Raw genomic sequence first — 24,955 nt, forward strand, 5'->3', positions numbered from 1 at the left:
GGTCAAGCACTGAGGGCATTCGGAGTGCCGGACGCGACTTTGAGGACCCGCTTTGCATGATCGCGCAACTGGCCGTTCGGTCCGACGTAGCGATAGAGCGTCGCGCGGCTAATGCCGAGTTCACGGCATAGGTCAGCGATATTCGTGTCGCGATTGGCCATCGCAGACTGGGCCAGGCGGATCTGGTTTTTGGTCAGCTCGAATTGGCGGCCGCCTTTACGTCCGCGTGCGCGGGCAGCGGCGAGACCCGCCATTGTGCGTTCGCGAATGAGATCGCCCTCGAACTCGGCCAGTGCCGCGAATATCCCGAATATCAGTTTGCCGCTTGATGTGCTGGTGTCTATATCGGCGCCCTGGCCGGTGAGGACGCAAAGCCCGACGCCTCGTTCAGACAGACTGCGTACGGTCGTGACCAAATGCTTGAGATCGCGTCCCAGCCGGTCAAGCTTCCATATATAAAGTGTGTCGCCTGGCCGTAGCGCTTTCAGGCAGGCTTCCAGCCCCGGACGATCATCCCGCTTTCCAGACGCTTCGTCCTTGTAGACGTGGTCGGGAGTGACATCGGCCGCCGTGAGCGCATCCATCTGAAGGTCGAGGGTCTGCGAGCCGTCTGCTTTGGAAATCCGCGCATATCCGAGCTTCATGAGTGTTTCACAGACGGTCGTTTGTGTGACGCTGGCGAAACAGCCCGCCAGCATGATCGATTTTGTATCATATCCCGTCTCACAGATAAAGGATAGCAAACCCTATCCAAAACGAAAAGAGACGCAGCTTATGCCACGCATGCAAATTCTCTCGCCCGGCGAACAGAACGCTTTCGACACACCGCCCCGGATGAACGCTGCCCAGCGCAAGGCTGCCTTCGATTTGCCACTCGGCTTTCAAAAAGAGATCGAGCGACTGCGGGATCCAGCCCACCAGGTCGGGTTCTGTTTAAATGCCGGCTACTTCCGTCATGGCCGGCGCTGCTTTGCCCCCGAAACATTCCACGACAACGACATTGCACATGTCTCCAGTCGGCTGGGGCATGACGCGGGAATGTTTGCACCCGCCGCCTATCCCGACCGGACACGTCAACGCCACGAGCGGATAATAGAGCGCCTGGCCGGTTTCCGGACGCTCGGTGGCGATGGTGAAGCGCATCTGTCTCTCATGATCGACCAGAAGGTCAGGGCTCACGAGAAACCGAAGGTTATCTTCCAGGCTGCCGTCGACCATCTGCTGACAAATCGGATTGCCTTGCCGGGCTACCGGCGCCTGCAGGATTTGATCCTGTTGGCGATCGGGCGGTCCAGAACGCGCGAGATGGCTCTGGTCGATGCCCACCTGCCACCGGCACTCGGCCGGGAACTCGACCTGCTTCTGGGTGATGGTGAGGAAACAGACGGGATCGCGCGGAGCCGTCTGGCGGCCCTCAAGCAGAATTCACAATCCGTTCGTCCCCGTTCGGTCAAGGACAGGCTGGCCAATCACACGGAGCTCTCCGACCTGTTTCACAAGCTCGAACCGGTCATTACGGCCCTGGGTTGGGATCGAAGCAGCGCCCGCAATTACGCGCTTGCCGTCATGAAATCGGATCCCCACGATCTGCGGCGTCGAAAGCCGGCAGACCGCTATCTTCACCTCATCGCCTTCGTCGTCCATCAATACTTCTCGCTGCAGGACAATCTGGTGGCCACGCTACTCAGCTCCGTTAAGGCTACCGAGACTGCGGCAAGCCGCGAGTTCAAGGACTGGTGCTATGTCGAGAGAAAGTCTCAGGCCGCAAAGCTCCGGGCCCAGATACAGGCTTTCGAAGATCATTTCCAATCGGCCATGGCCACCCTGCGCGGTGTGTTCGAAGCCGACCTCACAGACGCTGACAAGCTGCAGAGCCTGCATCTCTTGCTGTTCCCGGTCGATGCGGCGCCAGTGTTGTCCGATGCCATTCTGAAAGACATGAAGGATGACGCGAGCGTATCGCAGAACGAGGACGCCCGCTATTACGACATTCTTGAAGCCAGATCCCGACGCCTGCAAAACCAGGTGTCGGGTGTCATGAAGTCTCTGTCCTTCCAGACGGAAACACATATCAAGCCGCTGCTGGCGGCGCTGGTGCATTTCCGCAAGGCCGATGGCCAGGTGACGCGATCGGCGCCATCAGGCTTTCTCGATCCCGACGAGCGCAAGGCCGTGGGAAGTGGCGCGGAATTCAGGCCGTCGCTTTATAAGGTCATGCTGTTCCAGCACGTCGCCAGGGCGATCAAAGCCGGCGGTGTAAACCTGCCCCAATCTCACAGATATCAGCCCCTGGATAGCTATCTGATCGGGACAGAGCGCTGGCAGCGCGATCGTGAGCAATTACTGGAACGCGCCGGAATGGCGCGTTTCTCGGACCCGAACGCCGTGCTTGCGACGTTGAAGCAAGCCCTGAGCGACCAGTTTCTCCTCACCAACAGCAATATCGCAGACGGCAGAAACCTTCATGCGACGGTCGCGGCTGCCGGCCACATCAAGCTCAACACGCCCAAGCAGGAGGAGATCGAGACGACTGCCCTTTCCAGGCTCTTTCCGCAACGGCACTATGTGCCGCTCTCCGAGATCCTCAACACGGTCAACGTCGCTAGCGGTTTTGCCGACAGCCTGTCGCATCTGCGCCAGCAATACGCCCGCCCGGTTTCGACCGCCGTTCTCCTGGCCGGCGTCATTGGCCTGGGATGCGGGATCGGCCTGCGGAAAATGGCCCGAATATCCGGTGCGATCAAGGAGGACGCTCTGGATCACGCCGTCAACTGGCACTTCTCCCGCGAAAATCTTGTTGCTGCCAACGATCGCATCCTCGCCCTCATGGACAGCCTCGATCTCCCGGAAATCTACCGGCGCCATGCCGGTGAGACCCACACGGCCAGTGACGGCCAGAAGTTCGAGGTAACCGGCGATAGCCTCGATGCCAGCCATTCCTTCAAATATTTTGGGAAAGGTCAGGGAAGCAGCGCCTACACCTATGTCAGCGACAAGATCTTGCTCTGGTATTCCACCGTCTTCAGCGCCGCCGAACGCGACAGCGCCTACGTCATCGACGGTCTGATGCACAACGACGTGGTGAAATCGACGATCCATTCGACGGACACCCATGGCTATTCCGAAGCGATCTTCGGCGCCACCTATCTCATCGACATTGCCTATGCCCCCAGGATCAAGGGCCTGAAGCATCAAACCCTGTATGGCTTCAGGTCCATGACGCACGAAAATCGGAAGAACTGGGCCGTCCAACCCGACAAATATGTTGACGAAAACATCATCCGTACCCACTGGGACGAAATTCTCCGGCTCATGGTCACCATCAGGCTCAAGGAAACCACGGCGTCGGATATATTCCGGCGGCTCAATTCATATTCCAGGCAGAACAGTCTTTACACCGCCCTCAAAGCTTTCGGACGCATCGTCAAAACCCTGTTCATCCTGCGCTACATCGATGGCGTCGAACTGCGAATGGATATCGAAGCCATGCTCAACAAGGTCGAACTGGCCAACCGGTTTACCCGAGCGGTGGCCGTCGGCAGTCCGCGTGAGTTCATCTTTACCGTCCAGGAGGATCAGCAGGTAGCCGAAGCCTGCAACCGCCTGATCAAGAACGCCATCATCTGCTGGAATTATCTCTATCTCGAAACCAGGCTACGCGCCGCCGATCCCGAAACGCACGCCGAAATGATGCAGAGTATCAAGGCCCATTCGCCGCAATCCTGGGCGCACATCAACATGCTGGGCGAATACGATTTCTCCGACAAGAAGCTTGCAGACAGCTTCGGTATCCTCCCCCTGAAACAGGGCCTCTGAAACCAGGCCGTAAATTGGGGAATGAAAATGAGGGAATTTATCAGCAACTCAATACCTTGCCAGAATTCCTATGTCGCATTCCGCCCCTTTGCGGGGACGGACCCCAAGCGCGTCGAACAAGGGCGCCATGCCGAGCGCCACCCGGTTAAGCCAGCTTTCGCGTTGTCGTCGGTCATCGCATTTGCTCCTTCAAATCGCCCACGGGCGATGGCCTCGCCATCGCTCCCGAGTTCGCGCGGAGCAGCGGGGGAGAGGGGGCAGCGAGAATCTGCCGGGTGGTGCGGGCGCAGCGAGGCGCAGCCGAGTGAGCCACGGCCGGCTGATTGTCGTTGCTGAGGGGGAGGGGGGGCGGCGTCCCCTTCACCCGCCCCGGCGCGTCTGCGCCGACAAGACCCAGGACGAGATCCGCGCTAGCGGTTCTCGGCCCCGCCATGTGGATCGTCACCTTGGGCCGAGACCGCGTGCGGGCTCGGGGAGCGAAGCGACTAGAGCCACGGTGCTGCGCCAGCGGCAGGCGCATGTGCCACATTGCTTTCTCTGGCACTAAGTGCTATACAATCGCCATGATCGACGCCGAGGAAGCCGCGCGGACCTTCAAGACCGCCTGGTTCGCCAAGGCGGCGCGGAAGGCAGGGATCACAGATGACGAACTGTGCGAGGCTATTCGCGCGGTCCGAAAGGGTCAGGCCGATGATCTTGGCGGCGGCGTGTTCAAGAAGCGCCTCGACAAGAACAGGCACCGCAGCATCATCCTCGCAAAAGGGCGGCGCTTCTGGGTTTATGCCTATCTGTTCGCCAAGAAGGACCGCGCCAATATTGATGATGCCGAATTGCGGGCATTTCGCGAACTCGCTGATCTCTACGCCCAAAGACGGAGGATCAGATTGAGCGGGAACTGGAAGCGCGCGAGATACTGGAGATTTGCATATGACCGCCAAGGGTAAGTTCAAGAGCGATGCTTTCGAGGCGATTCATAGCGCCGCTGCTGGCATGTATCGCGTCGGCGCGATCGACAAGGCCACCATGCGCCATTTCGATGAAAGCTGCCTGACCACGCCGCCGCCGATCGCGCCGGCTGAAATCAAGCGGCTGCGCGAGCGCAACAAAGTCAGTCAGCCAGTTTTCGCCCGCTACCTCAGCACTAGCGAAAGCACGGTGCAGAAGTGGGAAACCGGGGCGAAGAAGCCAAGCGCACCGTCGCGCAAGCTCCTGTCGCTTGTCGCAAAACACGGCATTGAGATCCTCGCCTGAGATCGTCGGATTAACCGGGAGAAACCGCCGCACCGGCGGGAGTATAGTCCTATACCTGTATACAGATTGAAAGATCAGGCGTGGTGAAGCCCGAGAAATTGCCGACGATCCTTGCCGTCCATGCGACCGGGCCTGCGTCCATCCATCTCGCCTGGTCGGACGGGATCGAGGGCGAGTTGAGCCTGACCGCCGTGCTCGCAGATCGCCGTTTCGCGGCGCTGCGCGATCCGGCGGAGTTCGCTCGGGTCGGGGTAGGGGAGTGGGGCCACAGCCTCGTTTGGCCCTCCGGGGCCGCGCTGGATGCCGACACGCTCCGGCACGAAATGGAGCTGTCGAGGGTGCCTAACGCCACAACCCGCGAGGCGATGGCCGAGCTGTCGGCCGGGCATGGCGCAAAGTTCGCCAGCGTCGATGCGCTGATGACAGACCTCCGGGACAGTTGAAGCCTGATCCTACGTCAGCCTATACGGGCTATGGTCGCGGTATCCATTCCGCATAGCCCGATCGTTCAACCCCGCTGGCAGCGATGCCGGCGGGGTTCGCGTTTCAGCGCTGGGCGCGCGCCAAGGTGGACAAGGGAAGGGCGAGCAGCTCGTTCATGGCCTCATCTCAAGGTTTGTGCGCCAGACAACGATTTGGCGAACATAATGAGAACAAAGGCTATGCCACGCGTTTGAGGCGGGCCATGGGATCGTTGAGGGTGCGGAACTCGCCAGGGGAGAGCCGGTTTGCCCTTTGTCACAGATAGTCGCCGGTCAAGCTGATGTGCGCCCAGCCCATCGGCGAGAGATGGGCAAAGAGGGCATCGTCGAACGTGCCGCCGGATGTTGTGAGGTGCTCGGCTGCGGCGTCCATGTAGATCGTGTTCCAATAGACGATCGCGGCGATGACCAGGTTGAGGCCGGATGCCCGATATTGCTGCACCTCATGGCTGCGGTCGATGATACGGCCCTGGCGGAAGGTGTAGATCGCCTGCGCCAGGGCATGGCGTTGCTCGCTGTTGTTGAGACCGGCATGGCATCGCCGGCGCAGATCGGGGTTTTCCAGCCAGTCGAGCATGAACAGCGTCCGCTCGATCTTGCCGATTTCCTGTAGCGCGACGTCGAGCTGGTTCTGCCGCTCATAGGCGGCGAGCTTCCGGAGCATGACCGATGGCGCGACGTGGCCGGCCTTGATCGACCCCACGAGGCGCAGCACGTCATCCCATTGCTCGCCGATGATGTCGGTGCGGATACGCTTGCCCAACAGCGGGGTGATGGACGGATAGGCCGTGACCGGGCGCGATCGGCGCAAGCCGCCTGTCGGGAAAGTCGCGCAAGCGCGGGCAGAAGCGAAATCCCAGCATGGCGCACAGCGCGAAGACATGATCGGTCGCCCCGCCGGTGTCGGTGTAATGCTCGGCGATTTTCAGATCGGTGCCGTGGCTGGTGAGGCCGTCGAGGACATAGGGCGCCTCATGCGTCGCGGCCGAGATCACGTTGATGTGGTGTAGGGCGCGCGCTGATCGGAAACATGGGTGTAGAAGCTGAAGCAATGATCGACACCATAGCGGGCGTTGATGTCGCCTCCCGACGCGCCGCGCTTCGCGCCTCTGAAGAACTGCCATCGGAGCTGGACGTGGTGCCGTCGCCCCATACCCGCGAGAATGGCAAGCGGTGGTGCGCGTTGATGAGAACAGCCAGCGCCGCGCGGTAGCTGTCGTCGCGGATATAGGCGTCATGGGTCCACAGAGTTGGTCGCGCGTGACGCCCTGGCTCGCGGCCGCCATGCGCGACAGGCCGAGATTGGTGGCGTCGGCGAGGATGGTGGCGAGCAGCGCGTTTTCATTGGGACATGGCTCGCCGGTGCGCAGGTTGGTGAACGCTGCGAGAAAGCGGTTTCCTGCGCTACCTCATGCAGCAGTTCGGTGATGCGGATGCGTGGCATCATGCATCGAGCCGGTCGGCCAGCGCTTCGGCGTCTGGCGTCGCGATCATTCGAACCGGGGATATCTGGAGGCGGTCGTCGCGGTATCGCACACCTTCCAGAGCGTCGCGCTTCAGACGCTGGGCAAATTTCTTCAGCGCCAGTCCAGTTCGCGGCCCCGCTGTTCGAGCCAGTCGCCGGCTGTGGGTGGCAGGCCAAGAGCCGACACGATCGGCTTCGCCTTCGGTTCGCTGAGCAGGTAGCTGTCGAACCGGCGGTATCCCGCCGACCGCTCCACCCAGACATCCCGGAACGCAGCTTGTTGCGCAGATGCGCGATCGTTGCGATTTCCCAGAGCCGCCGGTTGATCTTGCCGTCATCGCCCACGACGATTTTCCGCCATTCCTTGCGGAAGGGCATTGGAGCGTCGGCAGGCAAATCACGTTTGCCCGACCTGTTGAGGTCGCGCAGCATCTCGATGGCGGCGATCGTTCTCGCGCTGCCTTTTCCGGCCTTGAACTGTAGCGCTTCAAGCAGGTCGGGGGCGAACTTGCGCAACGTCGCATAGCGGTCGGCCGCGACCGTCAGCGGGTCGAGGCTGGCGGTTTCCGCGATCGTCGCTACTTCCGGTCTGGCCTTCAGGAGCGTGTTCCACCCACCGAAGCGTCCAGGGCCTCTATCGGATCTTCGCCGGTATCGACGGCATCGGTGAGCGCGTCGATCGTCCTGCGAAGATCAGCATCAGCCGCGCCACATTCTTCGACGTGGTGGCATAGCTGCGCGCTTGGGCGTTCTTCGCGCGGGTGAAGATGCTGCCGATCAACTTGTCCGCCATCTCCAGAGCGCTGTCGGTCAGCCGTTCCTCGAGATCGAGCAGGAAGGCGACAAGCGTGGCGCGTCGGCGGGAGGGGATATATCGCTCGATCATGTAGGCAGGCGAAGCACGGCTTCCCTGACATATTGCCGAAATCGGTCCGCATGGATGCGGCCCGCCACGTTCGGAGAAATGCCGATCGTCCGCAATTGCCGCAGGCGGTCGAGAATCTGGCCGATGTGATCGGGCTGACCGCGACGGGGATGGTCTTGAGCGAGGCGAGCTGACTTATGCCGCCGGCGTCGTCAAAGAGCTGGTCGAGGGCATGGACCTGTTCGGCGCTGAGATCGGCGATCAGAGCGTAGACCGCTTGTTTGCGGGCACGCGCGCGCCCCGCGCTGCTGGCACGCTCGATGGTGGAGATCGACGGCAGCAGAATCCTGGCTTCGCGAAGGGCGGTGACGACGCCGTTCGCGATCGTCATCCCTTTGTGGGTCGCCCATGCCGTTTTCGCGGCCGCTTCGATCATGAAGGGAATATCGGCGCGGGTTGGTCCCCGAAGACCAAAACGCGCCGCCAGCTCGCGGGCATGGTCCGTCATTGTCTGGTCCCGCGCCGCATAGTCAGCCAGGTCCGTGACGCGCAAGCCAAGTTGTTCCGCGACGAAGGCGGCGAGATCATGGGGGATCGCTCTCCTGTCCTGTAACAACTGGGCAAGTGTGATGCCCGGGTGGCGCAAGAGCGCGAGTTGCAGCGCGACGCCCAACTGGTTCCGTCGCTCCCGCCGCGCACCGATGATCTCGATGTCCGCAGGTTCGAAGATGTAAAGCCGGGCTAGATGGTCGCGATCGGTCGGGATAGCGAGGATCTGATCGCGCTCGCTTTCGGTCAGGAGCTGATGCTTGCGCTTCGTCATGCCGATTCCCGTCCACAAAAGGTCATCTGCGCCTATGGACAGCGAGTAGTAAAGAGACATAGTATGTGGACGGATATGGATGGGGCGAAGTGGTCGCCTTCATAGCGTCCACAGAACGACCGTTTGGGAGACGTGCGGCATGGGTGATATTCTGGGCTATGCCCGCGTCAGCACCGGCGATCAGGACGTTGCGGGCCAGACCATGCGTCTGGAGAAGGCTGGCGCCATCAAAATCTTCACCGATGTCATTTCAGGTAAGAGCATGGAACGGCCCGGTCTGGCTGAGCTAATCGCCTATGCCCGCAAGGGTGACACGCTGGCGGTGGTCCGCCTCGATCGGCTTGGGCGCTCGCTTGCCGAACTTCTCACCACGGTTGAGACGCTACGCGGTCAGGGCATCGCGCTCCTGAGCCTTGAAGAAAAGATCGACACTTCGTCAGCTGCCGGCGAGCTCATCTTCCATGTGTTTGGGGCCATCGCCCATTTTGAGCGACGGCTGATTTCTGAGCGAACCAGAGATGGTATTGCCGCCGCCCGTGCTAAGGGCAAACAGCCTGGCCGTCAGCCGCTGGACATGTCCAAAGTGGATGCGGCCATCAAGCTGGTCGAAGCTCGTATCTCGCCTACCGAAGCAGCGCGGCAACTCGGCATCGGCCGATCGACCATTTATCGCGAAATGCGTAGGATGGGAATCGAACGGCCCGCCTGATTAAGCGCCCGTCCGTTCGCATCGAGCGTTCGCCATGCGTTCTCGCTTAGCGTTGTTTAGCGTACTTTCCACGCTATGCCCTCCAGCAGCGTGTTCGTCGACGGATCGATGACCGATACCGTGTTGGAAAACTGGTCCGAGGTGTAGAAACGGTCCTGAGCGCTGATAGCCCGATCAGGCTGGGCATTGGGAACCTGCTGCGCATTTGCCGGGAGTGCGACAAGGGCAGCCGCTATCGGCAAGGTGTACGACACGATGCTCAGCGTCTTCTTCATTTGTCGTCTCCCATGTGATGGTGCGCGCTGGCAGCGGGGCCTGTCTTTTTCGCGAGAATGTCCTGCATGACGGCGATCTCCTGCCGCTGCTCGACGATGATGCCCTGAGCCAGGCGGCGCAGGCGTTCGTCTTTTCCGTATCTGAGCTCCGCTTCCGCCATCTCGATCGCGCCCTGGTGATGGGGGATCATCATCGCCGCGAAGTCGCGGTCCGGGTCGCCCGATGGCGCAATCATCATCGCATGGTGCATCCGCTCCATGGAGGCTGCCATCTGGCTTGCAAAGCCATCGGACGATGCCGCCAGTGCGGCCGCCGATGCTGTCGCCGCGCAAAGGCCGGCCAATCCCCATAGCAGTTTCAAGTGAAGCCCTTTCGTCATGGCGTTCCGGCGATAACGCCTACAGCGGTCGCAGGTGTCATCCTCGCAGCATGCAACGGAAAAAATGCGAGCTGCCGAGGAGCAGGTACGCCAACGCAGGCGTTGCCTGTCGAACACATGGCGCAACACTCGCCATCGATCCAACCGATGATTTTTGTAGTTTCGATAGGATTTGACGATCAATGGCCTGGCTGGATGATCCCGCGTTGATCGCCGAACGCAGAGCGGCACTTGGTGCGCCGCACATTGCGCCGCTGGAGATATGGCGTGAGGGGCTCGTTGGCGCAGGACACACGGTGCCGCATTTCGACCCGTTCGATGGCGGCATAGATGCGCGCCTTCTCCTGCTTCTTGAGACGCCGGGCCCCGGGCCTGATCGCACTCGCTTCGTGTCGCGGGACAACCCATCTGGCACTGCTCGTAACCTTCGCCGTTATCTGGAAGCGGCGGGCATCGCGCGAATGGACATCGTTCAGTGGAATTGCGTGCCCTGGATCGTCCACGCCCCCGGTGCCCGCAATCGCGCGCTGCGCCGAACGGAGATTGCCGAAGGTCTCGCAACGCTTCCCGACCTGCTTGCGAAACTGCCGGGCGTGCGGGTCTGCATCTTGGCGGGCCGGGTGGCGGCGGGGGCGGAAGCACTTATCGAAGAGGCACGGCCCGATGTGTCGGTCATCACCATGCCCCACCCTAGTCCGGCCAATGTCTGCACCAGTCCTGATGTCAGCCAACGGATCGAAAGCGCGCTGCTCGCCGCCAGGAACGCACTCATCAAATGATCTTAGAACGAGATTGGAATGATATAATCAATGCGTTGGAGTGATTGATCGGGCTGCGGTATCAATGGTGACAGGAGATCACCATGACCCTTGAACAATTACGCATCTTCGTGGGCGTTGCCGAACGCGAACATATGACGCGGGCCGCCGAGGCACTGGGCGTGACCCAGTCCGCTGCCAGCGCGGCGATCGCTACGCTGGAGGCCAGGCATGACGTGCCGCTCTTCAACCGCGTGGGCCGCGGCATCGAACTGACCGAGGCGGGTCGCATGTTCCTCGATGAGGCACGCGCCGTTCTTGGCCGCGCCGCGACGGCGGAGCTTACCCTGGCCGAGTACGGCGGCCTGAAGCGCGGAACCCTGCGCCTTGTCGCCAGCCAGACCATCGCCAGCTACTGGCTGCCCTCGCGCTTGGCTCAGTTTCACAGCCGCCACCCCGCGATCCGCGTCGAACTCGCAATCGACAACAGCGAGGGTGCGGCGGCACAGGTACTGGATGGCCGCGCGGAACTGGGCTTTGTCGAAGGTTCGATCGACCAGCCCGCACTCGCCCACTGGAAAGTCGGCGAGGACCGGATGCTGCTGATCTCGGGGCAGGCTGTCGATACCATCGATGAGGACTGGGTGCGCGGCGCCAACTGGATCGTGCGGGAGCACGGGTCCGGCACACGGTCGAGTTTCGAGGATGTCCTGCGTGATCGCGGTATCGATCCGGCAGACCTGAACATCGCCATGACGCTGCCGTCCAACGAAGCCGTACGGTCCGCTGTCGAGGCCGGCGCCGGTGTCGCGGTCCTTTCCGAACTGGTGGTGCGCCGCGCGCTTGCTGCGGGGCACCTTCATGAATTGCCGCTCGCGATGCCAGCCCGTCCATTTGAGGCGTTACGCCACAAGGAACGGTATCGCACTCGGGCAGCCGACGCGCTGACCGAACTGGTCAAGGAGTTTGGATGATGACCACGGATATCAAGCCCATCCTCGAAGGGATGCGCCCGCTCAGCCGGCTCGATCACCCGCGCGAGATGATCCGCCAGTTCACGCCCAACTGGTTTGCCGCAACCATGGGCACGGGCATCCTTGCGCTGGCCCTCCCGCAGATGCCGGGCATCGGCGCTTCGCTCAAGCCGGTGGGAGAAGTGATGTGGTTCTTTAACATCGGGCTCTTCACCCTTTTTACCGCGCTCTATACCGCGCGCTGGATCCTGTTCGGCCACGAAGCGCGGCGCATCTTCGGGCACAATACCGTATCGATGTTCATCGGCACGATCCCCATGGGCCTCGCCACGATCATCAACGGCTGTCTCGCATTCGGTATCGCGCGCTTCGGCGAGGGCATCGTGCCGGTCGCCACGGTCTTGTGGTGGATCGACGCCGCCATGGCGGTGAGCTGCGGTGTGCTGATCCCGTACTTCATGTTCACGCGCCACCAGCATTCACTCGATGGGATGACGGCGGTGTGGCTGCTGCCGGTCGTGGCGGCCGAAGTGACGGCTGCCAGCGGAGGACTGTTGGCGCCGCATCTGGCGCAGGGCAGCGCACAGTTTGGGATGCTCGTCACGTCCTACATCCTGTGGGCCTATTCGGTCCCGGTCGCCTTCAGCATTCTTGCACTGTTGATCCTGCGCATGGCGCTCCACAAGCTGCCGCATGAGGGCATGGCCGCATCGAGCTGGCTGGCGCTTGGCCCGATCGGTACCGGCGCGCTGGGCATGCTGGTTCTGGGCGGCGACGCCCCCGCGATCATGGCTGGGCATGGGCTGGCCGATGTCGGCACTGTCGCCCAAGGCATCGGCACAATCGCCGGTCTGTTGCTGTGGGGCTTTGGCCTCTGGTGGCTGGCGCTCGCCTCGCTCATCACCTGGCGCTACTGGCGGGCAGGTATCCCGTTCAACCTTGGCTGGTGGGGCTATACCTTCCCGCTAGGCGTCTTCACCGTGGCAACCTTTCGCCTTGGCACGACCCTGAACCTTGCCTTCTTCGGTATCGTCGGCACCGCCCTGACCCTGGCGCTCGCGCTGATGTGGATCGTGGTGGCCGCCAAGACCCTGATCGGCGGATGGCGCGGCAATCTGTTCGTATCACCCTGTATCGCCGCTACAAACTGATCGGGCATTGCGATCAGTAACGGCGTTCTGATCGCTTGCTTCTCACAGCAGCACCCGCCACCATTTTGCCCGAGAGGATACGACCATGGACAGACTGGATGCTGAGCTCGCGGCCGAAACAAGCCGCCGCCGTTTCCTGCAGAATGCCGCGCTCGGCGGTGCAGCCATCGCTGCCGCACCCGCTCTGGCGCAAGGCATCACGCAGGGTCTGACCGACCTGCATCTCCCCGGCGGCAATGCGCAGCGCCCAATGACGAGCGCATTTCCCGGCAAAGGAAGCATGATCCTCCAGCGCGTCCATCCGCCGTTGCTGGAAACACCGATGGATGTCTTCGACCGAGATGTGTTCACCCCCAATGACCAGTTCTTCGTGCGCTGGCATTGGGCGGACATCCCGACCTCGATCGACGTCGATGCCTTCCGGCTCACTATCCGCGGGCACGTCAACAAGCCGATCGCAATCAGCCTCGAACAGCTGATGCGCCTGCCGCGGGTGGAGATGGCCGCGGTGAACCAGTGCTCGGGCAATTCGCGCGGGCTGTTCCAGCCCCGCGTCCCCGGCGCGCAGTGGGGCAACGGGGCGATGGGCAATGCGAAGTGGCTCGGCGTGCGCCTGCGCGATGTGCTCGATCTGGCCGGGGTGAAGGCGGGGCGGTCCAGGTCCGGTTCGGGGCGCTCGATCAACCTGTGGTCGCCGGTGCCCCGGACTTCGAGAAGGCGCTCGACATCGATCATGCCCGCGACGGCGAAGTGATGATCGCCTTCGGCATGAACGGCACGCAGCTGCCGCTCCTCAACGGCTTCCCGATCCGGCTGATCGTGCCGGGCTGGTACTCGACTTACTGGGTCAAGATGCTGAACGACATCGAGGTCTTGCCCGGGCCTGATGACGAATACTGGATGGCCAAGGCCTACAAGATCCCGGCGACGCCGGGCGCCAATGTAAAGCCCGGCGCCAAGGACTTCCCAACCGTTCCGATCAACCGCATGATCCCGCGTTCGTGGGTTACCAGTCTGGGCGAAGGTCAGCGGATCGCACACGAGGCCTCGATCCCGCTCGGCGGTATTGCCATGGGCGGCGACTGCGGCGTGGCACGGGTCGATGTGTCCACCGACGGCGGTCGCCACTGGTTTGCAACCAAGCTCGGACCGGACCACGGGAAGTACAGTTTCCGGCGGTGGGACGCCCAGGTTCCCTTGCCCGGCCCCGGAAAGACGTCGCTTATGTCGCGCTGCTGGAATACGGCAGGCGTCGCACAGCCGATGGCGCCGATCTGGAACCCTGGCGGTTTCATGCGCGGCAATATCGAAACCACTACCATCGTGACGGCATAAGGAGCTTTGGCATGAAAGCGCCAACCCCAGGCATGCTGGCCGTCGGACTGCTCGGCGTGACCGTCTTCACCCTCATGATGGTGGGCCCTCCCGGCAGCTACACCCCGCTGCCCGAACCCCAATCCACAGGGCCTACACCCAGCAGCATTTCCGTGAACGGCTTTACCATGACCTCGGATACGGTCGATCTTCCTATCGATGAGCAGCAATATCCCGATGGCCCTCATGCCGATGTCATCAATGCGAATTGCACGTCTTGCCATTCCGCCAGCATGGCGATGACCCAGCCAGTGCTTTCAGCGGACCAGTGGAAGGCAACGGTCACCAAGATGAAGGATGTCTACAAGGCTCCCGTGGCGGACAAGGACATTCCGGCTATCGTCGACTATCTGACGGCGATGAGTGCAGCGCAGGATGGGGCGCCGACCGGAAAGGCTCAGGATACCGCCCCCGGCACCGCGCCGGATGCCTCCGGAGGAACGGGTTGAGGCGCCAAGCTGCGTAACGTCTGCTTTCAGGCGCTACCCTAGGAGCATTGAGCGGCGGGAATGGGCGCATGTTGCCCAATCGCGGGACGGAATGGAATTGATGAAATCCAGCAGAAGCGCCGCATTCAGGTGCGCGCCGCCAACCTCCTAAGTTAATGGACACTTGCCGCTAAAAAGCGTGCGGCCAGCTAGAGGCCAAATGCGCCTGCCATCCGTAGGCTCGCGGGTACTTAATGGCGCGAAGAGAACGCATTTCCGGCCGCGTCACGGAAGAGAGTTTTGTAGGCCGTCGAGGCGCTCCGTAACGCGGACATCCGCTCGACTTTTTCGTTCCGATGGCACGCTGCTTCCACTGTTCTTTTCAACGTCGGCGAGCACGCCTGACGATCTTGGATGAACTGTTGGAGTGCGATGCTATCGACCATCCGCGCCCATACGTCGACAACCGGCTCGTCCTCGTTTCGCACCGTTGGGTCACAGTCTGCATCGAGCATCGCGGCGCAGATTGCGATAAGGCAACGACGCATTGAGGGGCTGGCAAGCGCGAGCGGCATTTCACAGGAAGGCTCGTTGGGGCAAACGTTATCGAGCGTGAGCACAGGCGCCGCAAACCGATGTAGGAGTCTATCACGCAGTCTCCAGCGCCTGTGGGCCCTTGCGAACAGTAGACAGATTCTGGCGGATTCTTCGAGCAGCTGACCGGCTGAAGTGTCGTTGAAGCGAAATTGATCTGGGACCTTTCCCCTAAGCGCACCCCTCAGCGCGGCTTCAAAGGCTACGATATTGATCCAGATGGGCTGCGCTGCTGGCTCAAGCTCGAGCGCCCTGGGGTGCGCCCGTTCGAGGCCCCGACGGCAGCGAATACAGCACAATCTTGGCGGCCCCTGCGATGACCGCTTAATCGCCCAATGACTACTCCCGCAAGACACGCATCGATCGACGAGTGGCCAGTGGTGCCGGAAACAGAAGCCCCACGCAGCCATGGCCCAGTCCGCACGGATATAGGCGGGGCGGCCAGCGGCATAGTCCTCGGCAAGGCAACGACTGCACCAGCTCAACCGGAGGGTAAGAGCGGGCGCGAAATCTCGGCTAGGATCATCGGATGGAACGTGGTGCCAGGCTACAAAATCCGGGGTGATCCTCGGATACCGATAGCAAAGACCGAGTTCGGCGACACTGTTTTCCGTGAAGCCCTCGCTTGCGGCAAGCTCAGCGATCATCGATTTTTTTGGGTTTACATCGGGATGCCGCCAATGGCCTGCGCGATTTCGATAGGCGCGCAGCAAAGGCTCACCCGGAGCCCGCTGATCGCGCACGCGCGCCAGCCATGAACTGAGAAGTTCATCCGCGAATGGCTCCACGAAACTCATACGGTCGCCCGGCCGATTGTCCTTCGCTTGCCTGCCGACGTAAACATGGAGACGAGAGGAAGCGTCACGTCGTTGGCCTCGAAGCTTGCGGCATCAAGCATCTCGCGGCCATCGCGGATAGCCGTGACAGCGGCTGCCTCGATGAGCCGGAATATTCGGCCCGTCACACCCTGGGTGAGGGCCAGCACGCGTTGCCGCGCTTCGACGGTGTCGAGCATCGATGGGCGTCTCAGGGGCAGCAGGCCCGAGAAGCTCGCAAGCAGCTGGCGCAGGGCATGATCGTTGCGCCATGGCATCAATTCGAACGCCCCAAACCGGTCGGCAAGGTTCGGATCCATCAGGACCGCCATCCGCGCGTCCTCGGTCCCTGCGCAAACAATTGGAATTTTCAGATCGTTGGTCAAAAAGCGGATAGTATTGAGGAACACCCGCTGCTGGCGAGGAGTGCCGGCGAGCATCCTGTCGATTTCATCCAGGACGAGCACCTTGGTTTCGACTTCGGCAAGCAGTTGCCTGGCTTCCGCTCGCATCGATCGCACGGACAGTCGGCTAAGGTCGACGCAATTTAGCGCGGTCAGCACCTCGGTGTAAAATTGCTCCTCACTCGGCTCTGGCGGTATCTGCGCGAGCAACACCGGCATCTTGCTGAGCCCGGTCCTGATATCGAACTGAGGAGCGTGAAGTTTCGAGAAGCGGCTGACAATTTCGGTCTTGCCCATCCCGGTGGCGCCAAACAGTAACAGGCAGGGCATTCGCCCTCGCGGCGGATAGATTACCAGGTCTTCAAGGTGGCGGAGCGCGGCCTCAGCCTGTGGCAACGATATCCAGCGGTCGCGGCGTAGCCAGTCGATCCGGGCCTCATCGGTCAATTCGGCATACTCGCGATAAGCCGGGAAGATATGGCTGTAGAGCACGTTCATGACTGCTCCTCGATCGCGAGTGGTACAACCGGCCCGTCGAGATTTGGCGGTGTCAGCTGCGCGTTGGCCTCTTGGTGCTGGACAAAGGCCGCAGGCGGTTCGCCGCGGATGAGCGCATCGACGATGCGTTGGGTTGATCGTCGAGCTCCGCGCGTCTTCTCTACGGCCCTAAGCACAATCCTGCGCTGCGTGCTCACCATCTCGAAAAGCATCTGCTCATCGACGGCGGTTCGCCCGCGCTCTCGAAGCGCTCTCAGGGCTTGGTCGTGCTCGAACTTGGTAATTGCAGGACGCCGCTTATCGCGAAGAGGAACTGTGACATGCTCGCCGCCGGGCAGTTCGAGATAGACGGCCGAGAGGTTGAGCGGATTGTATTTGATCGGGAATTTATGAACGCTGTTCGCGACCAGCGTGGCCAAAGCGCCATGCCAGTAGAAAACGTGGAAGAGTTTGATGCCCTCGCGCCGGACCCGGCGCATCTCGAACGGGAGGAAGTCGAGCAGAAAACGTTCTTCATCGGCCGGCAGGCGCAGGGCTGCAACACGCTTACCTTGATCGTCCTGCCACGCTGTCATCGGGGGGACGCCAAGTGAGCTGTGAATGGTGCGATGATAGATTCCCACCTGGAGGGCGAACCATCGCTCGAATTCCTTGAGGGTCATGCAGGCTTTGCCCTCAGCGTCGTAGTCTCCCTTGTCCTGGATGTTGGAGAACGTAGTACCCGGAAGAAGGTGAACTTCGCCGATGGCGGTGCCGATCATGCGCTCGATGTGCCCGCCAAAGTGCGGAGTGCGCGGTGGACGGTAGTGAAGCTCGATCCCAAATTGCTGGCAGCCCCGAGTCAGCGCGCGTGAGTGAAATTCCGAGGCATTGTCGAGATGGAGGATGTCTGGCAGGCCGAAGACAGGCCATGCGAAGGTGAGCTCTCGATCGGCCAGCCAATCATTCTTGGGCAGTACTGCATGACGGATCGCCATGCCGACCGAAATCGCGGAAGGTCGTTCCAGTGAAATGTAGAAGCCGGGTATCACCCGCGTCGCTACGTCGATCTGCAGGGTCAGCGTTGGCCGCCCGACCGGTCTCCTGAGATACTCATCGACGATGATGATATCGACCAGCGTGTGGTCCATCTGTACGACCTGAAGAGGGTACTGCGCCTCGTATGAGCTGACGACGGGTCGGAAGCGGTCTGCTGCGGCTTTGGTCCCATCACGGGCGCCTGTCAGGCGTGTCCGTTCCACGGCGTTGACCCGCAGGACAACAGTTTGCCGTGCTGGAGGTCGCAGATTCTGCTCCAGGCACGAAAAGCGAATTTGACGGACCAGTTGTGCGATGGTGGGCTTTGGACGGCTGAGATAAAATTGCTCTATTTTGGCATCGATCAGGCGTTCCACCTCGCAAGGGAGGCGAGAGCGCCCTTTGGGAAATCCATCGTGCTGGTCGACCAACGAACTGGTCACTGGGTTTTCCCGGTATCTCGCGAGCAGTTCGTAAATTCGGGACCGGTTGAGGCTCAGCTTCAGGCCGGCCTCAGCAATCGCTTTGCGTCCGAGCCGGGGCTCTGCCGTAAGCGCACGAATGATAGGCTCGCGCTCACAAGCTTTGCGCCATTCTGTATGATCAACCGTCGTGAGGGCAGTGCCTGTTTCGGCCATGACCTATCCCCGATTTTCGCCAGGGACTCGTGTTGCCGGGTCCGGTCGTTTTGTAGCAGAATCGCGCTGTCAGGTCGAACGTCCGGAGGTATTCTTGTACATGATCCACGCAACTCGGCCGTTTTCTCGTCCGCCCGTATTCTTTAAGTGACAAGGTGCGCTACAAGCGCCGCCGTGACGGCAGGGGTGAGCACGCATGGAAAAGACGGTTTTCTGGTCATGGCAGAGCGATCTCGACAGCCGGGTCACGCGCGAGGTCGTCCGTTTCGCGCTCGACGCCGCGATCACGATGTTGTCGGCCGACGTCGAAGAGGCCGATCGACCGAGCCTGACCTCGGACACGCAAGGCGTCGCCGGCACGCCCGATATCGTCGCGACCATTCTCCGCAAGATCGACGAAGCTGCGGTGTTCGTCGGCGACGTCACGCCGATCTCCGTGTCGGAGAGCGGCAAAGCCTGCGCTAACCCCAACGTCCTGCTCGAGATGGGCTATGCCAACCGGGCGCTGAGCGAGCACCGCGTCATCCAGGTCTGGAACACGGCGTTTGAGGGCGCCATGCTCGACAAGCTGCCGTTCGATATGCGCGGACGGCGCGGGCCTATCAGCTTCCATCTCCCCGTCGGCGCTGACACCTCAGAGCTGCGGCGAGTGCGTGGAGAATTGGCAAAGCAGCTCGCGGGCGCGTTGAAGGCCTCACTGGACGAACTTCCCCCGCCGCCGCCAGAAGCCATTCATTGGCAGGCGCACTTCCCGGGCGATGCCGATCTCTGGTTTGATCGGTCCGAAGTGCAGACGGTCACCAATCCGATGCACGGCACGACGAAGCTGCGCTGGAAGCCGCACTTCGCGGGCTATGCGCGGATCATTCCGTCGAAATGGGCGGCGAAGCCGGGAGCAAAGCAATCTCTGGCCGGGAGTGCGGGTCATTCGGCGCTGCTGGCGCAGCCCAACTCGCTCAATTTCGGAATCAGCAAGGGCGGAGCGATGGTCTATTGGCCCGGCACCGCGGAAGAGGGCGTCGATCCCACCGTCGCCTTGACCCAGTGGTTCGAGAAGACCGGCGAAATCTGGGGCGTGGGCGGGGGGTTCCTGTTTCAGCGCGATGGCGAGAGGCTCACCCTGTCGACCGGCTATTTCTACCAGCGCTGGCTCCACTTTCTGGAACGGAACTGCGCGCTTGTGCTCGCGCACGGCGGCGCGCTGCCGATCCATGTCCGGCTCGGCATCAGCGACATCAGGGATAGCTGGTGGCCGCGCGGCCCGTTCCAGTTCAACGATGAGGGCTACGCAGCGGTTGAGGACGCCTACGAATATGACACGACGCTGACGTCCGTCGCGCCTGAGGAGCTACAGCGTGTCGGTGTCGAGGCATTCAACGGCCTGGCCGCGGCTTACGGCATGGAGCCCTTCACCCACGACCAAATCATCGAACAGTCGAGGCCCTGAGCGTGGACACACTGCCCGCCACGCTGCCAGAGGCCGACCCGCCTTCGGGATCGGGAATCGATCTGGCGTGGGAAATGACGAAGCTTGGGGCCGGGCAGACGATCACCGTCAACAAGGCTCTGATCGACGCCTATCAGGCCGCCTCCTCTCCCCACAGCATCCGCGCCCTCAAATCCGATCTGGAAGCGTTCGACCTCTGGTGTCGGCGCTCGCACAGAGCATCGTTGCCGGCGACCCCCGAACTCGTGGCTGACTATCTCGACGCAAGGGCGGGGAAGGGGGCCAAACCGGCTTCGCTCGGCCGTTACAAGGCGTCGATCGCGAAGATCCATCAGCTTCTCGATCTGAAGGATCCGACGCAGACCGAGCTGGTCAAGTTGCGGCTCAGGGCGATCCGGCGCGAGAAGGGGACGGCGCAGACTCAGGCGCGGCCGCTGCGATTCAAGGGAGCGGTGCGCGATGTGGAACGCGAGGCACCGAGGGGGCTGAACGTGCGGGCATTGCTCGAGGCCTGCCCCGACGATCTGCCGGGCCGGCGTGATCGCGCGCTGCTGTCGGTTGCTTATGATACGGGGCTGCGCGCCGCCGAGTTGGTGGCGATCGCGGTCGAGCATCTTCTTGAGGCTCTCGATCCCGAGGCGCGCCTCCTTTCGATACCGCGCAGCAAGGGCGACCAGGAAGGGGAGGGGGCGACTGCATTCCTGTCGCCGCGCTCGGTGTGTGCGATCATGGCCTGGACGCAAGCAGCAGCTATATCCTCGGGGCCGCTGTTCCGTCGGGTGCAGGTGCGGCGATACAAAGCCCGGCTGGCGGTGAAGGGAAGGCGGATCGAGAGCATTTCGGCGCGCGAGACCTGGGACCTGCGCAAGACGCTGCCTCGGCCCGCGATTGCGGCGCGGACGGAATATGATGTTGGTGACCAAGCCCTTCATCCGGGGTCAATCGGACCGATCTGGCGTTCGATCATTCAGCGGGCGTTCGATCGTGGCGCGCTGGCCGATCTCACCGCGGATGATCTCGCGCGGCTGCTCAAGGGGATCAGCGCGCATTCGACGCGCGTGGGGCTCAACCAGGATCTGTTCGCGAGCGGCGAGGATCTCGCGGGCATCATGGATGCACTGCGGTGGAAGAGCCCGCGAATGCCGCTTGCCTACAATCGCAATCTTGCTGCCGAGGCGGGCGCGGCGGGGCGGCTACTTGGGAAACTCAAGTGATCAGGAGGCCTGTCGCAGGCGATGCAACACTATTGGCGGGATAGCTGCCCTTCTTCTCGTCGTGACGGAGCATGCGCCGTCACGGAGCGGAGTCACCGATTCAATGGCATCGATGGCACGCGGCGAACGAAAAGCAGCAGCATCGCGACCAGCGCAAAAGCCCCGCTGACGAGGAACGTCGCATCGGCACCGAACCTGTCCCAAACGACTCCGGCGATGACGCTGGCAAACAGCATGGTGAGCCCGGTCGCGAGATTGAACAGCCCGTAGGCCGAACCCCGGAGTTCCGGCGCCGCATTGTCTGCAACAAGCTTGGCGAATAGCCCTTGCGTCAACGCCATATGGGCTCCCCACATGGCGATCCCGACAAATGCCCCTCCGATGCCGCGCAATAACGCCAGTGCGAGGTCGGCGAATATTAGGCAGATCATGCCCGCTGCGAGAATGGCACGCGCCGACACGCGGTCGGACAATTTTCCAGCTGGATACGCGCCTAACGCGTAGATGATATTCATGGCAACAAGCACCAGCGGCGCCAGCGCGAGCGGCAGGCCCTCCGCATTCGCCTTCAGGATCAGAAAGGCCTCGCTGAACCGCGCGAGCGTAAAGACGACGCCGACGGCGACTAATTCCCAGAACGGGAGCGCCAGTCGCCCGAGATCGGCAAAACGGATGGGCGAGCGAGCTGCGGCATCGCCGTGCCGGGGCTCGGCGTCTTCGACGCCCACGACCACCAGCAGCACTGCAATGGCCGCTGGGATGGTCGCGAACCAGAAAACCGAACGGATGTCGTTGGTGAAAACTACCATCAGGCCAACGGCAAGTAGCGGCCCCGCGAACGCACCAATCGTATCGAGCGACTGACGTAGCCCAAAGGCCTTGCCCCGGATCTCGGGCGGCGTGACATCGGCGACCAGCGCATCTCGCGGGGCACCGCGTAATCCCTTGCCGATCCGATCGGCGAAGCGCGCGCCGAGCACGACAGGTGCGCTCCCGGCGAGCGCGAACAGCGGCTTGGTCAGCGCCGCGAGGCCATACCCGATCAGGATCAGCGGGCGACGCTTGCCGATACGGTCTGAAATGTAGCCCGAAAACACCTTGGTGATCGAGGCGGTCGCTTCGGCAACACCGTCTATTGCGCCGACGACAGCGACGCTGACACCAAGCGTCGTAGTGAGAAACAGCGGCAGGAGCGCATGGATTATCTCGGACGACAGGTCCATAAACAGGCTGACGAACCCCAGCATCCAGACCGTGCGGGGCACTGCGGTGACGAGTGGTTTCATGCCTGGGCCACCTTGTTCTGTTCGCGGCCGCTCCGCCCACGTCTCCGCAGGCACATGCGGGTTAGCCTGAAACTGTAAAGAACGACCCTGGATTTTCGTTCGCTCCGCACCGCCGATGGTAACATTCCCAGCTGCGCTTCGCCGCCGGCTGTTCCAGCGCGAACGGTGCGTGCCGCGTCGGCGCAGCCACGTACGAGCCGTACTGGGGCACAATGACAATCACCTGAATGCTGGTTAGTTAAGGCTAGCATCGCTGGCGCCCCGGGCAGGAGTCGGCAGGCGGATGATCACGCCAAAGCCTCTCGCCGGCCGAGACAGGGTTGCCTCGCCGCCGTGCCCGGCAGCAATGGCCTTGACTAGAGCCAAGCCGAGCCCATGGCCTGCAGTCGTGCGAGAAGCTTCTGCCCGCGCGAAGCGTTGAAACAGTCGATCGGCTTCGGCCTCCGGAACGCCTGGTCCGTCGTCTTCCAAGCGAATGTTGATCGTGCTTTGCGACGCGAGAGCGGTGAGGGTCACGGTCGTTCGTGAGGGCGTATGTCGCAGGGCATTCTCCAAAAGGTTGGAAAGCGCCTGCGCAAGCAAGCGGCGATCGCCTCGAAGTCGCAACCCGGGCGGGATGCTTGCCAACAGCCGTCGCTCACTTGCTTCAAAGTCCGGCCGATAGGTATCCGCCATCTCCTCAAGAAGAGCGGTAACGTCGACAGAGACGAGCGCGCGCCGCTCGGCAAGCCCCTCGACTTCGGCGATCCGCAAGAGGGCAGCGAAGATCTCCAATAATTCGTCGGCTTGATTACGCGCGGCGTGGATCGCCGCTGCGCGCTCGGCTTCGTCCTCGCCCGTCGAAGCGCGCTCAAGCTGGTTGCACAACCGAGTCAGAGGCGTGCGCAAGTCGTGCGCCACATCGCTCGATACCTGCCGAAGATTGTCCATCAGCGCACCGATCCGGTCGAGCATCTGGTTCAGCGTGGCCGCAAGCCGGTCGAACTCGCTCTGCGAGCCGTCGCGCGGTACGCGCTGGGTTAGGTCACCGGCGATGATCGCCTTCGCGGTGGTGTCCACCCGCGACAGGCGCCTTCGGGTCAGCCAACCGATCAGCGCGGCCGCACCAACGCCCAGCGCAAGCATTGCGCCGAGAGCGCCGGCGAAAAGCATTTCGAGCGTGCGATCGATCTCCTTCAGGTCGTGTCGATCAGCGATGACAACCAGAAGCCCACCAGGAAGAGCAGAAGTGAGAGATTGGCCGACCCCAGTATATCGCCCCCGTCGGAAGCGGAAGAACTCCTCATAACCCTCCTTGAGCGGGACGAGCGGCGATATGGTGGCCGCGATCGGCCGGCCGGCATCATCGACCAGCAGGTAATCGAGGCTGGACGAGTTGCGAGCTTTCTCGCGAAGCCGAATAGACTGTGCGATACTCGCAGGGCCGCCTTCCTTCGCTTGGTCAAGCAGTGCCTGGGATTCTACCGCGACGCGGTGATCGAGCTGCTTTTCCAGCGCCTCGTGGGTGACGATATAGGCGATTCCGCCGATCGCCAAAGTGGCGGCGCTGAACGCCAGTGCGACCAAGGCGACGACGCCGAAGGTAGATCGCCAGAGGCGGAGCAGCACCTATTCGTCCCGGATCATGTAACCGGCGCCGCGCACCGTATCGATCGCGTCCTCGTCGAAACCAGCGTTAAGCTTGGAACGCAGCCGGCTGAGATGGGTTTCGACAATGTTGGTCTTCGGGTCAAAGTCGAAATCCCACACGCGCTCGAGGAGCATGGTGCGCGTCATCACCCGATGGGGGTTGCGCATCAGCTCGGCCAGCAAGGCGAACTCGCGGGGTTGAAGATGGATACGCTGTCCGGCGCGCTCGACGCTCCGGCGGTCGAGATCCAGCACGATATCGGCAACCCTGAGCTGGTGCGGCTCGCTGCGCTGCGCTGGTCGCCGCGCCAGCGCGTTGAGCCGCGCCGCCAGCTCGGAGAACGCGAAGGGCTTCACCAGATAATCGTCTGCGCCGCTCTCCAGCCCTTCCACGCGATCGGCGATGCCGCCAACTGCCGTCAGCATCAGGACCGGGGTGGTGTCGCCGGCGGCGCGCAGCGCCTTGACCAATGCGAGGCCGTCGAGGCTCGGCAGCATCCGATCGACCACGATCGCCTCGAACTCGCCGCCGGTGGCTTTGAACAAACCGTCCCGTCCGTCCGCGCTGATCGCGACCTGATGCCCAGCTTGCGCGAGACCCTGCGCCACAAACGCGCTGGTTTCGGAATCATCCTCGACGATCAATATACGCATCTCACACC

At 62.1% G+C, this 24,955-nt stretch carries 19 protein-coding genes and 2 pseudogenes; 12 read left to right on the top strand and 9 right to left on the bottom strand.

What is annotated here, in order from left to right; translation table 11 throughout:
- Nucleotides 1-2 precede the first annotated feature (2 nt).
- Nucleotides 3-644, bottom strand: coding sequence for a recombinase family protein (locus tag CAF53_RS23645; protein ID WP_100239682.1), 642 nt, complete (start codon nucleotides 642-644; stop codon nucleotides 3-5).
- Between CAF53_RS23645 and CAF53_RS23650 the strand changes: the two genes are divergently transcribed.
- The 4 genes from CAF53_RS23650 (at nucleotide 643) to CAF53_RS27265 (ending at nucleotide 5,510) form a co-directional block, all read left to right on the top strand.
- A complete protein-coding gene (locus CAF53_RS23650; protein ID WP_100239681.1) occupies nucleotides 643-3,816 on the top strand; it encodes a Tn3 family transposase in 3,174 nt (1,057 codons plus the stop codon). The two genes, CAF53_RS23645 and CAF53_RS23650, sit on opposite strands and share 2 nt — an antisense overlap.
- Nucleotides 3,817-4,379: 563 nt before the next feature.
- Nucleotides 4,380-4,760 (top strand): type II toxin-antitoxin system RelE/ParE family toxin, encoded by a 381-nt coding sequence (locus CAF53_RS23655; protein WP_197707550.1) that lies wholly within the window; start codon nucleotides 4,380-4,382, stop codon nucleotides 4,758-4,760.
- Entirely contained in the window at nucleotides 4,744-5,067 is a 324-nt protein-coding gene (locus tag CAF53_RS23660; RefSeq protein ID WP_100239782.1) for a DNA-binding transcriptional regulator, read from the top strand. Before CAF53_RS23655 ends, CAF53_RS23660 begins: the two co-directional genes overlap by 17 nt.
- An 80-nt stretch (nucleotides 5,068-5,147) precedes the next feature.
- Nucleotides 5,148-5,510, top strand: a complete 363-nt coding sequence (locus tag CAF53_RS27265) for a DUF2442 domain-containing protein (protein WP_157801355.1) — start codon at nucleotides 5,148-5,150, stop codon at nucleotides 5,508-5,510.
- 298 nt (nucleotides 5,511-5,808) lie between these two features.
- On the opposite strand, the pseudogene CAF53_RS23670 reads toward CAF53_RS27265, so the two are convergent.
- Nucleotides 5,809-8,702: pseudogene (locus CAF53_RS23670) on the bottom strand (Tn3 family transposase); the annotation flags it as partial.
- A 139-nt stretch (nucleotides 8,703-8,841) separates the two neighbouring features.
- On the opposite strand from CAF53_RS23670, the gene CAF53_RS23675 reads away from it, so the two are divergent.
- Nucleotides 8,842-9,411, top strand: coding sequence for a recombinase family protein (locus tag CAF53_RS23675; RefSeq protein ID WP_011607925.1), 570 nt, complete (start codon nucleotides 8,842-8,844; stop codon nucleotides 9,409-9,411).
- A gap of 56 nt (nucleotides 9,412-9,467) precedes the next feature.
- On the opposite strand, the gene CAF53_RS23680 is transcribed toward CAF53_RS23675, so the two are convergent.
- Together CAF53_RS23680 and CAF53_RS23685 are read right to left on the bottom strand one after the other, a co-directional pair.
- A complete protein-coding gene (locus tag CAF53_RS23680; protein WP_242443601.1) occupies nucleotides 9,468-9,686 on the bottom strand; it encodes a hypothetical protein in 219 nt (72 codons plus the stop codon).
- Complete coding sequence (locus tag CAF53_RS23685) at nucleotides 9,683-10,249, bottom strand: DUF305 domain-containing protein (protein WP_242443602.1); 567 nt, start codon at nucleotides 10,247-10,249, stop codon at nucleotides 9,683-9,685. Before CAF53_RS23685 ends, CAF53_RS23680 begins: the two co-directional genes overlap by 4 nt.
- Between CAF53_RS23685 and CAF53_RS23690 the strand changes: the two genes are divergently transcribed.
- From CAF53_RS23690 to CAF53_RS23710, 5 genes and pseudogenes are all read left to right on the top strand, one after another.
- Entirely contained in the window at nucleotides 10,249-10,845 is a 597-nt protein-coding gene (locus CAF53_RS23690; RefSeq protein WP_048939396.1) for a uracil-DNA glycosylase, read from the top strand. The two genes, CAF53_RS23685 and CAF53_RS23690, sit on opposite strands and share 1 nt — an antisense overlap.
- Before the next feature lie 83 nt (nucleotides 10,846-10,928).
- Nucleotides 10,929-11,798, top strand: a complete 870-nt coding sequence (locus CAF53_RS23695) for a LysR family transcriptional regulator (RefSeq protein WP_048939395.1) — start codon at nucleotides 10,929-10,931, stop codon at nucleotides 11,796-11,798.
- Nucleotides 11,795-12,949, top strand: a complete 1,155-nt coding sequence (locus tag CAF53_RS23700) for a TDT family transporter (RefSeq protein ID WP_223806804.1) — start codon at nucleotides 11,795-11,797, stop codon at nucleotides 12,947-12,949. The genes CAF53_RS23695 and CAF53_RS23700 overlap by 4 nt, the downstream gene beginning before the upstream one ends.
- Before the next feature lie 85 nt (nucleotides 12,950-13,034).
- Nucleotides 13,035-14,284, top strand: a pseudogene (locus CAF53_RS23705) (molybdopterin-dependent oxidoreductase).
- Nucleotides 14,285-14,295: 11 nt separating this feature from the next.
- Nucleotides 14,296-14,772: a hypothetical protein gene (locus CAF53_RS23710; RefSeq protein ID WP_008830650.1), complete on the top strand. Its 477-nt coding sequence runs from the start codon at nucleotides 14,296-14,298 to the stop codon at nucleotides 14,770-14,772.
- A 1,366-nt stretch (nucleotides 14,773-16,138) separates the two neighbouring features.
- Here the strand turns inward: CAF53_RS23710 and CAF53_RS23720 are convergent.
- Both CAF53_RS23720 and CAF53_RS23725 read right to left on the bottom strand, forming a co-directional pair.
- Nucleotides 16,139-17,062, bottom strand: a complete 924-nt coding sequence (locus CAF53_RS23720) for a TniB family NTP-binding protein (protein WP_100239784.1) — start codon at nucleotides 17,060-17,062, stop codon at nucleotides 16,139-16,141.
- Nucleotides 17,059-18,717: a Mu transposase C-terminal domain-containing protein gene (locus CAF53_RS23725; protein WP_017503293.1), complete on the bottom strand. Its 1,659-nt coding sequence runs from the start codon at nucleotides 18,715-18,717 to the stop codon at nucleotides 17,059-17,061. Before CAF53_RS23725 ends, CAF53_RS23720 begins: the two co-directional genes overlap by 4 nt.
- A 196-nt stretch (nucleotides 18,718-18,913) precedes the next feature.
- Between CAF53_RS23725 and CAF53_RS23730 the strand changes: the two genes are divergently transcribed.
- Entirely contained in the window at nucleotides 18,914-20,164 is a 1,251-nt protein-coding gene (locus tag CAF53_RS23730) for a hypothetical protein (RefSeq protein WP_100239785.1), read from the top strand.
- 74 nt (nucleotides 20,165-20,238) lie between these two features.
- Entirely contained in the window at nucleotides 20,239-21,378 is a 1,140-nt protein-coding gene (locus CAF53_RS23735; RefSeq protein ID WP_100239875.1) for a site-specific integrase, read from the top strand.
- Between the two features lie 92 nt (nucleotides 21,379-21,470).
- On the opposite strand, the gene CAF53_RS23740 is transcribed toward CAF53_RS23735, so the two are convergent.
- From CAF53_RS23740 to CAF53_RS23750, 3 genes are all read right to left on the bottom strand, one after another.
- Nucleotides 21,471-22,664 (bottom strand): MFS transporter, encoded by a 1,194-nt coding sequence (locus CAF53_RS23740; RefSeq protein ID WP_100239786.1) that lies wholly within the window; start codon nucleotides 22,662-22,664, stop codon nucleotides 21,471-21,473.
- 234 nt (nucleotides 22,665-22,898) lie between these two features.
- A complete protein-coding gene (locus tag CAF53_RS23745; RefSeq protein WP_242443603.1) occupies nucleotides 22,899-24,230 on the bottom strand; it encodes an ATP-binding protein in 1,332 nt (443 codons plus the stop codon).
- Nucleotides 24,231-24,272: 42 nt separating this feature from the next.
- Complete coding sequence (locus CAF53_RS23750) at nucleotides 24,273-24,947, bottom strand: response regulator transcription factor (RefSeq protein ID WP_100239788.1); 675 nt, start codon at nucleotides 24,945-24,947, stop codon at nucleotides 24,273-24,275.
- Between the last annotated feature and the right edge of the window lie 8 nt (nucleotides 24,948-24,955).

This window comes from Sphingobium sp. LB126, assembly GCF_002795205.1.
In the GTDB taxonomy this organism is placed as follows: Bacteria; Pseudomonadota; Alphaproteobacteria; order Sphingomonadales; family Sphingomonadaceae; genus Sphingobium; species Sphingobium chungbukense.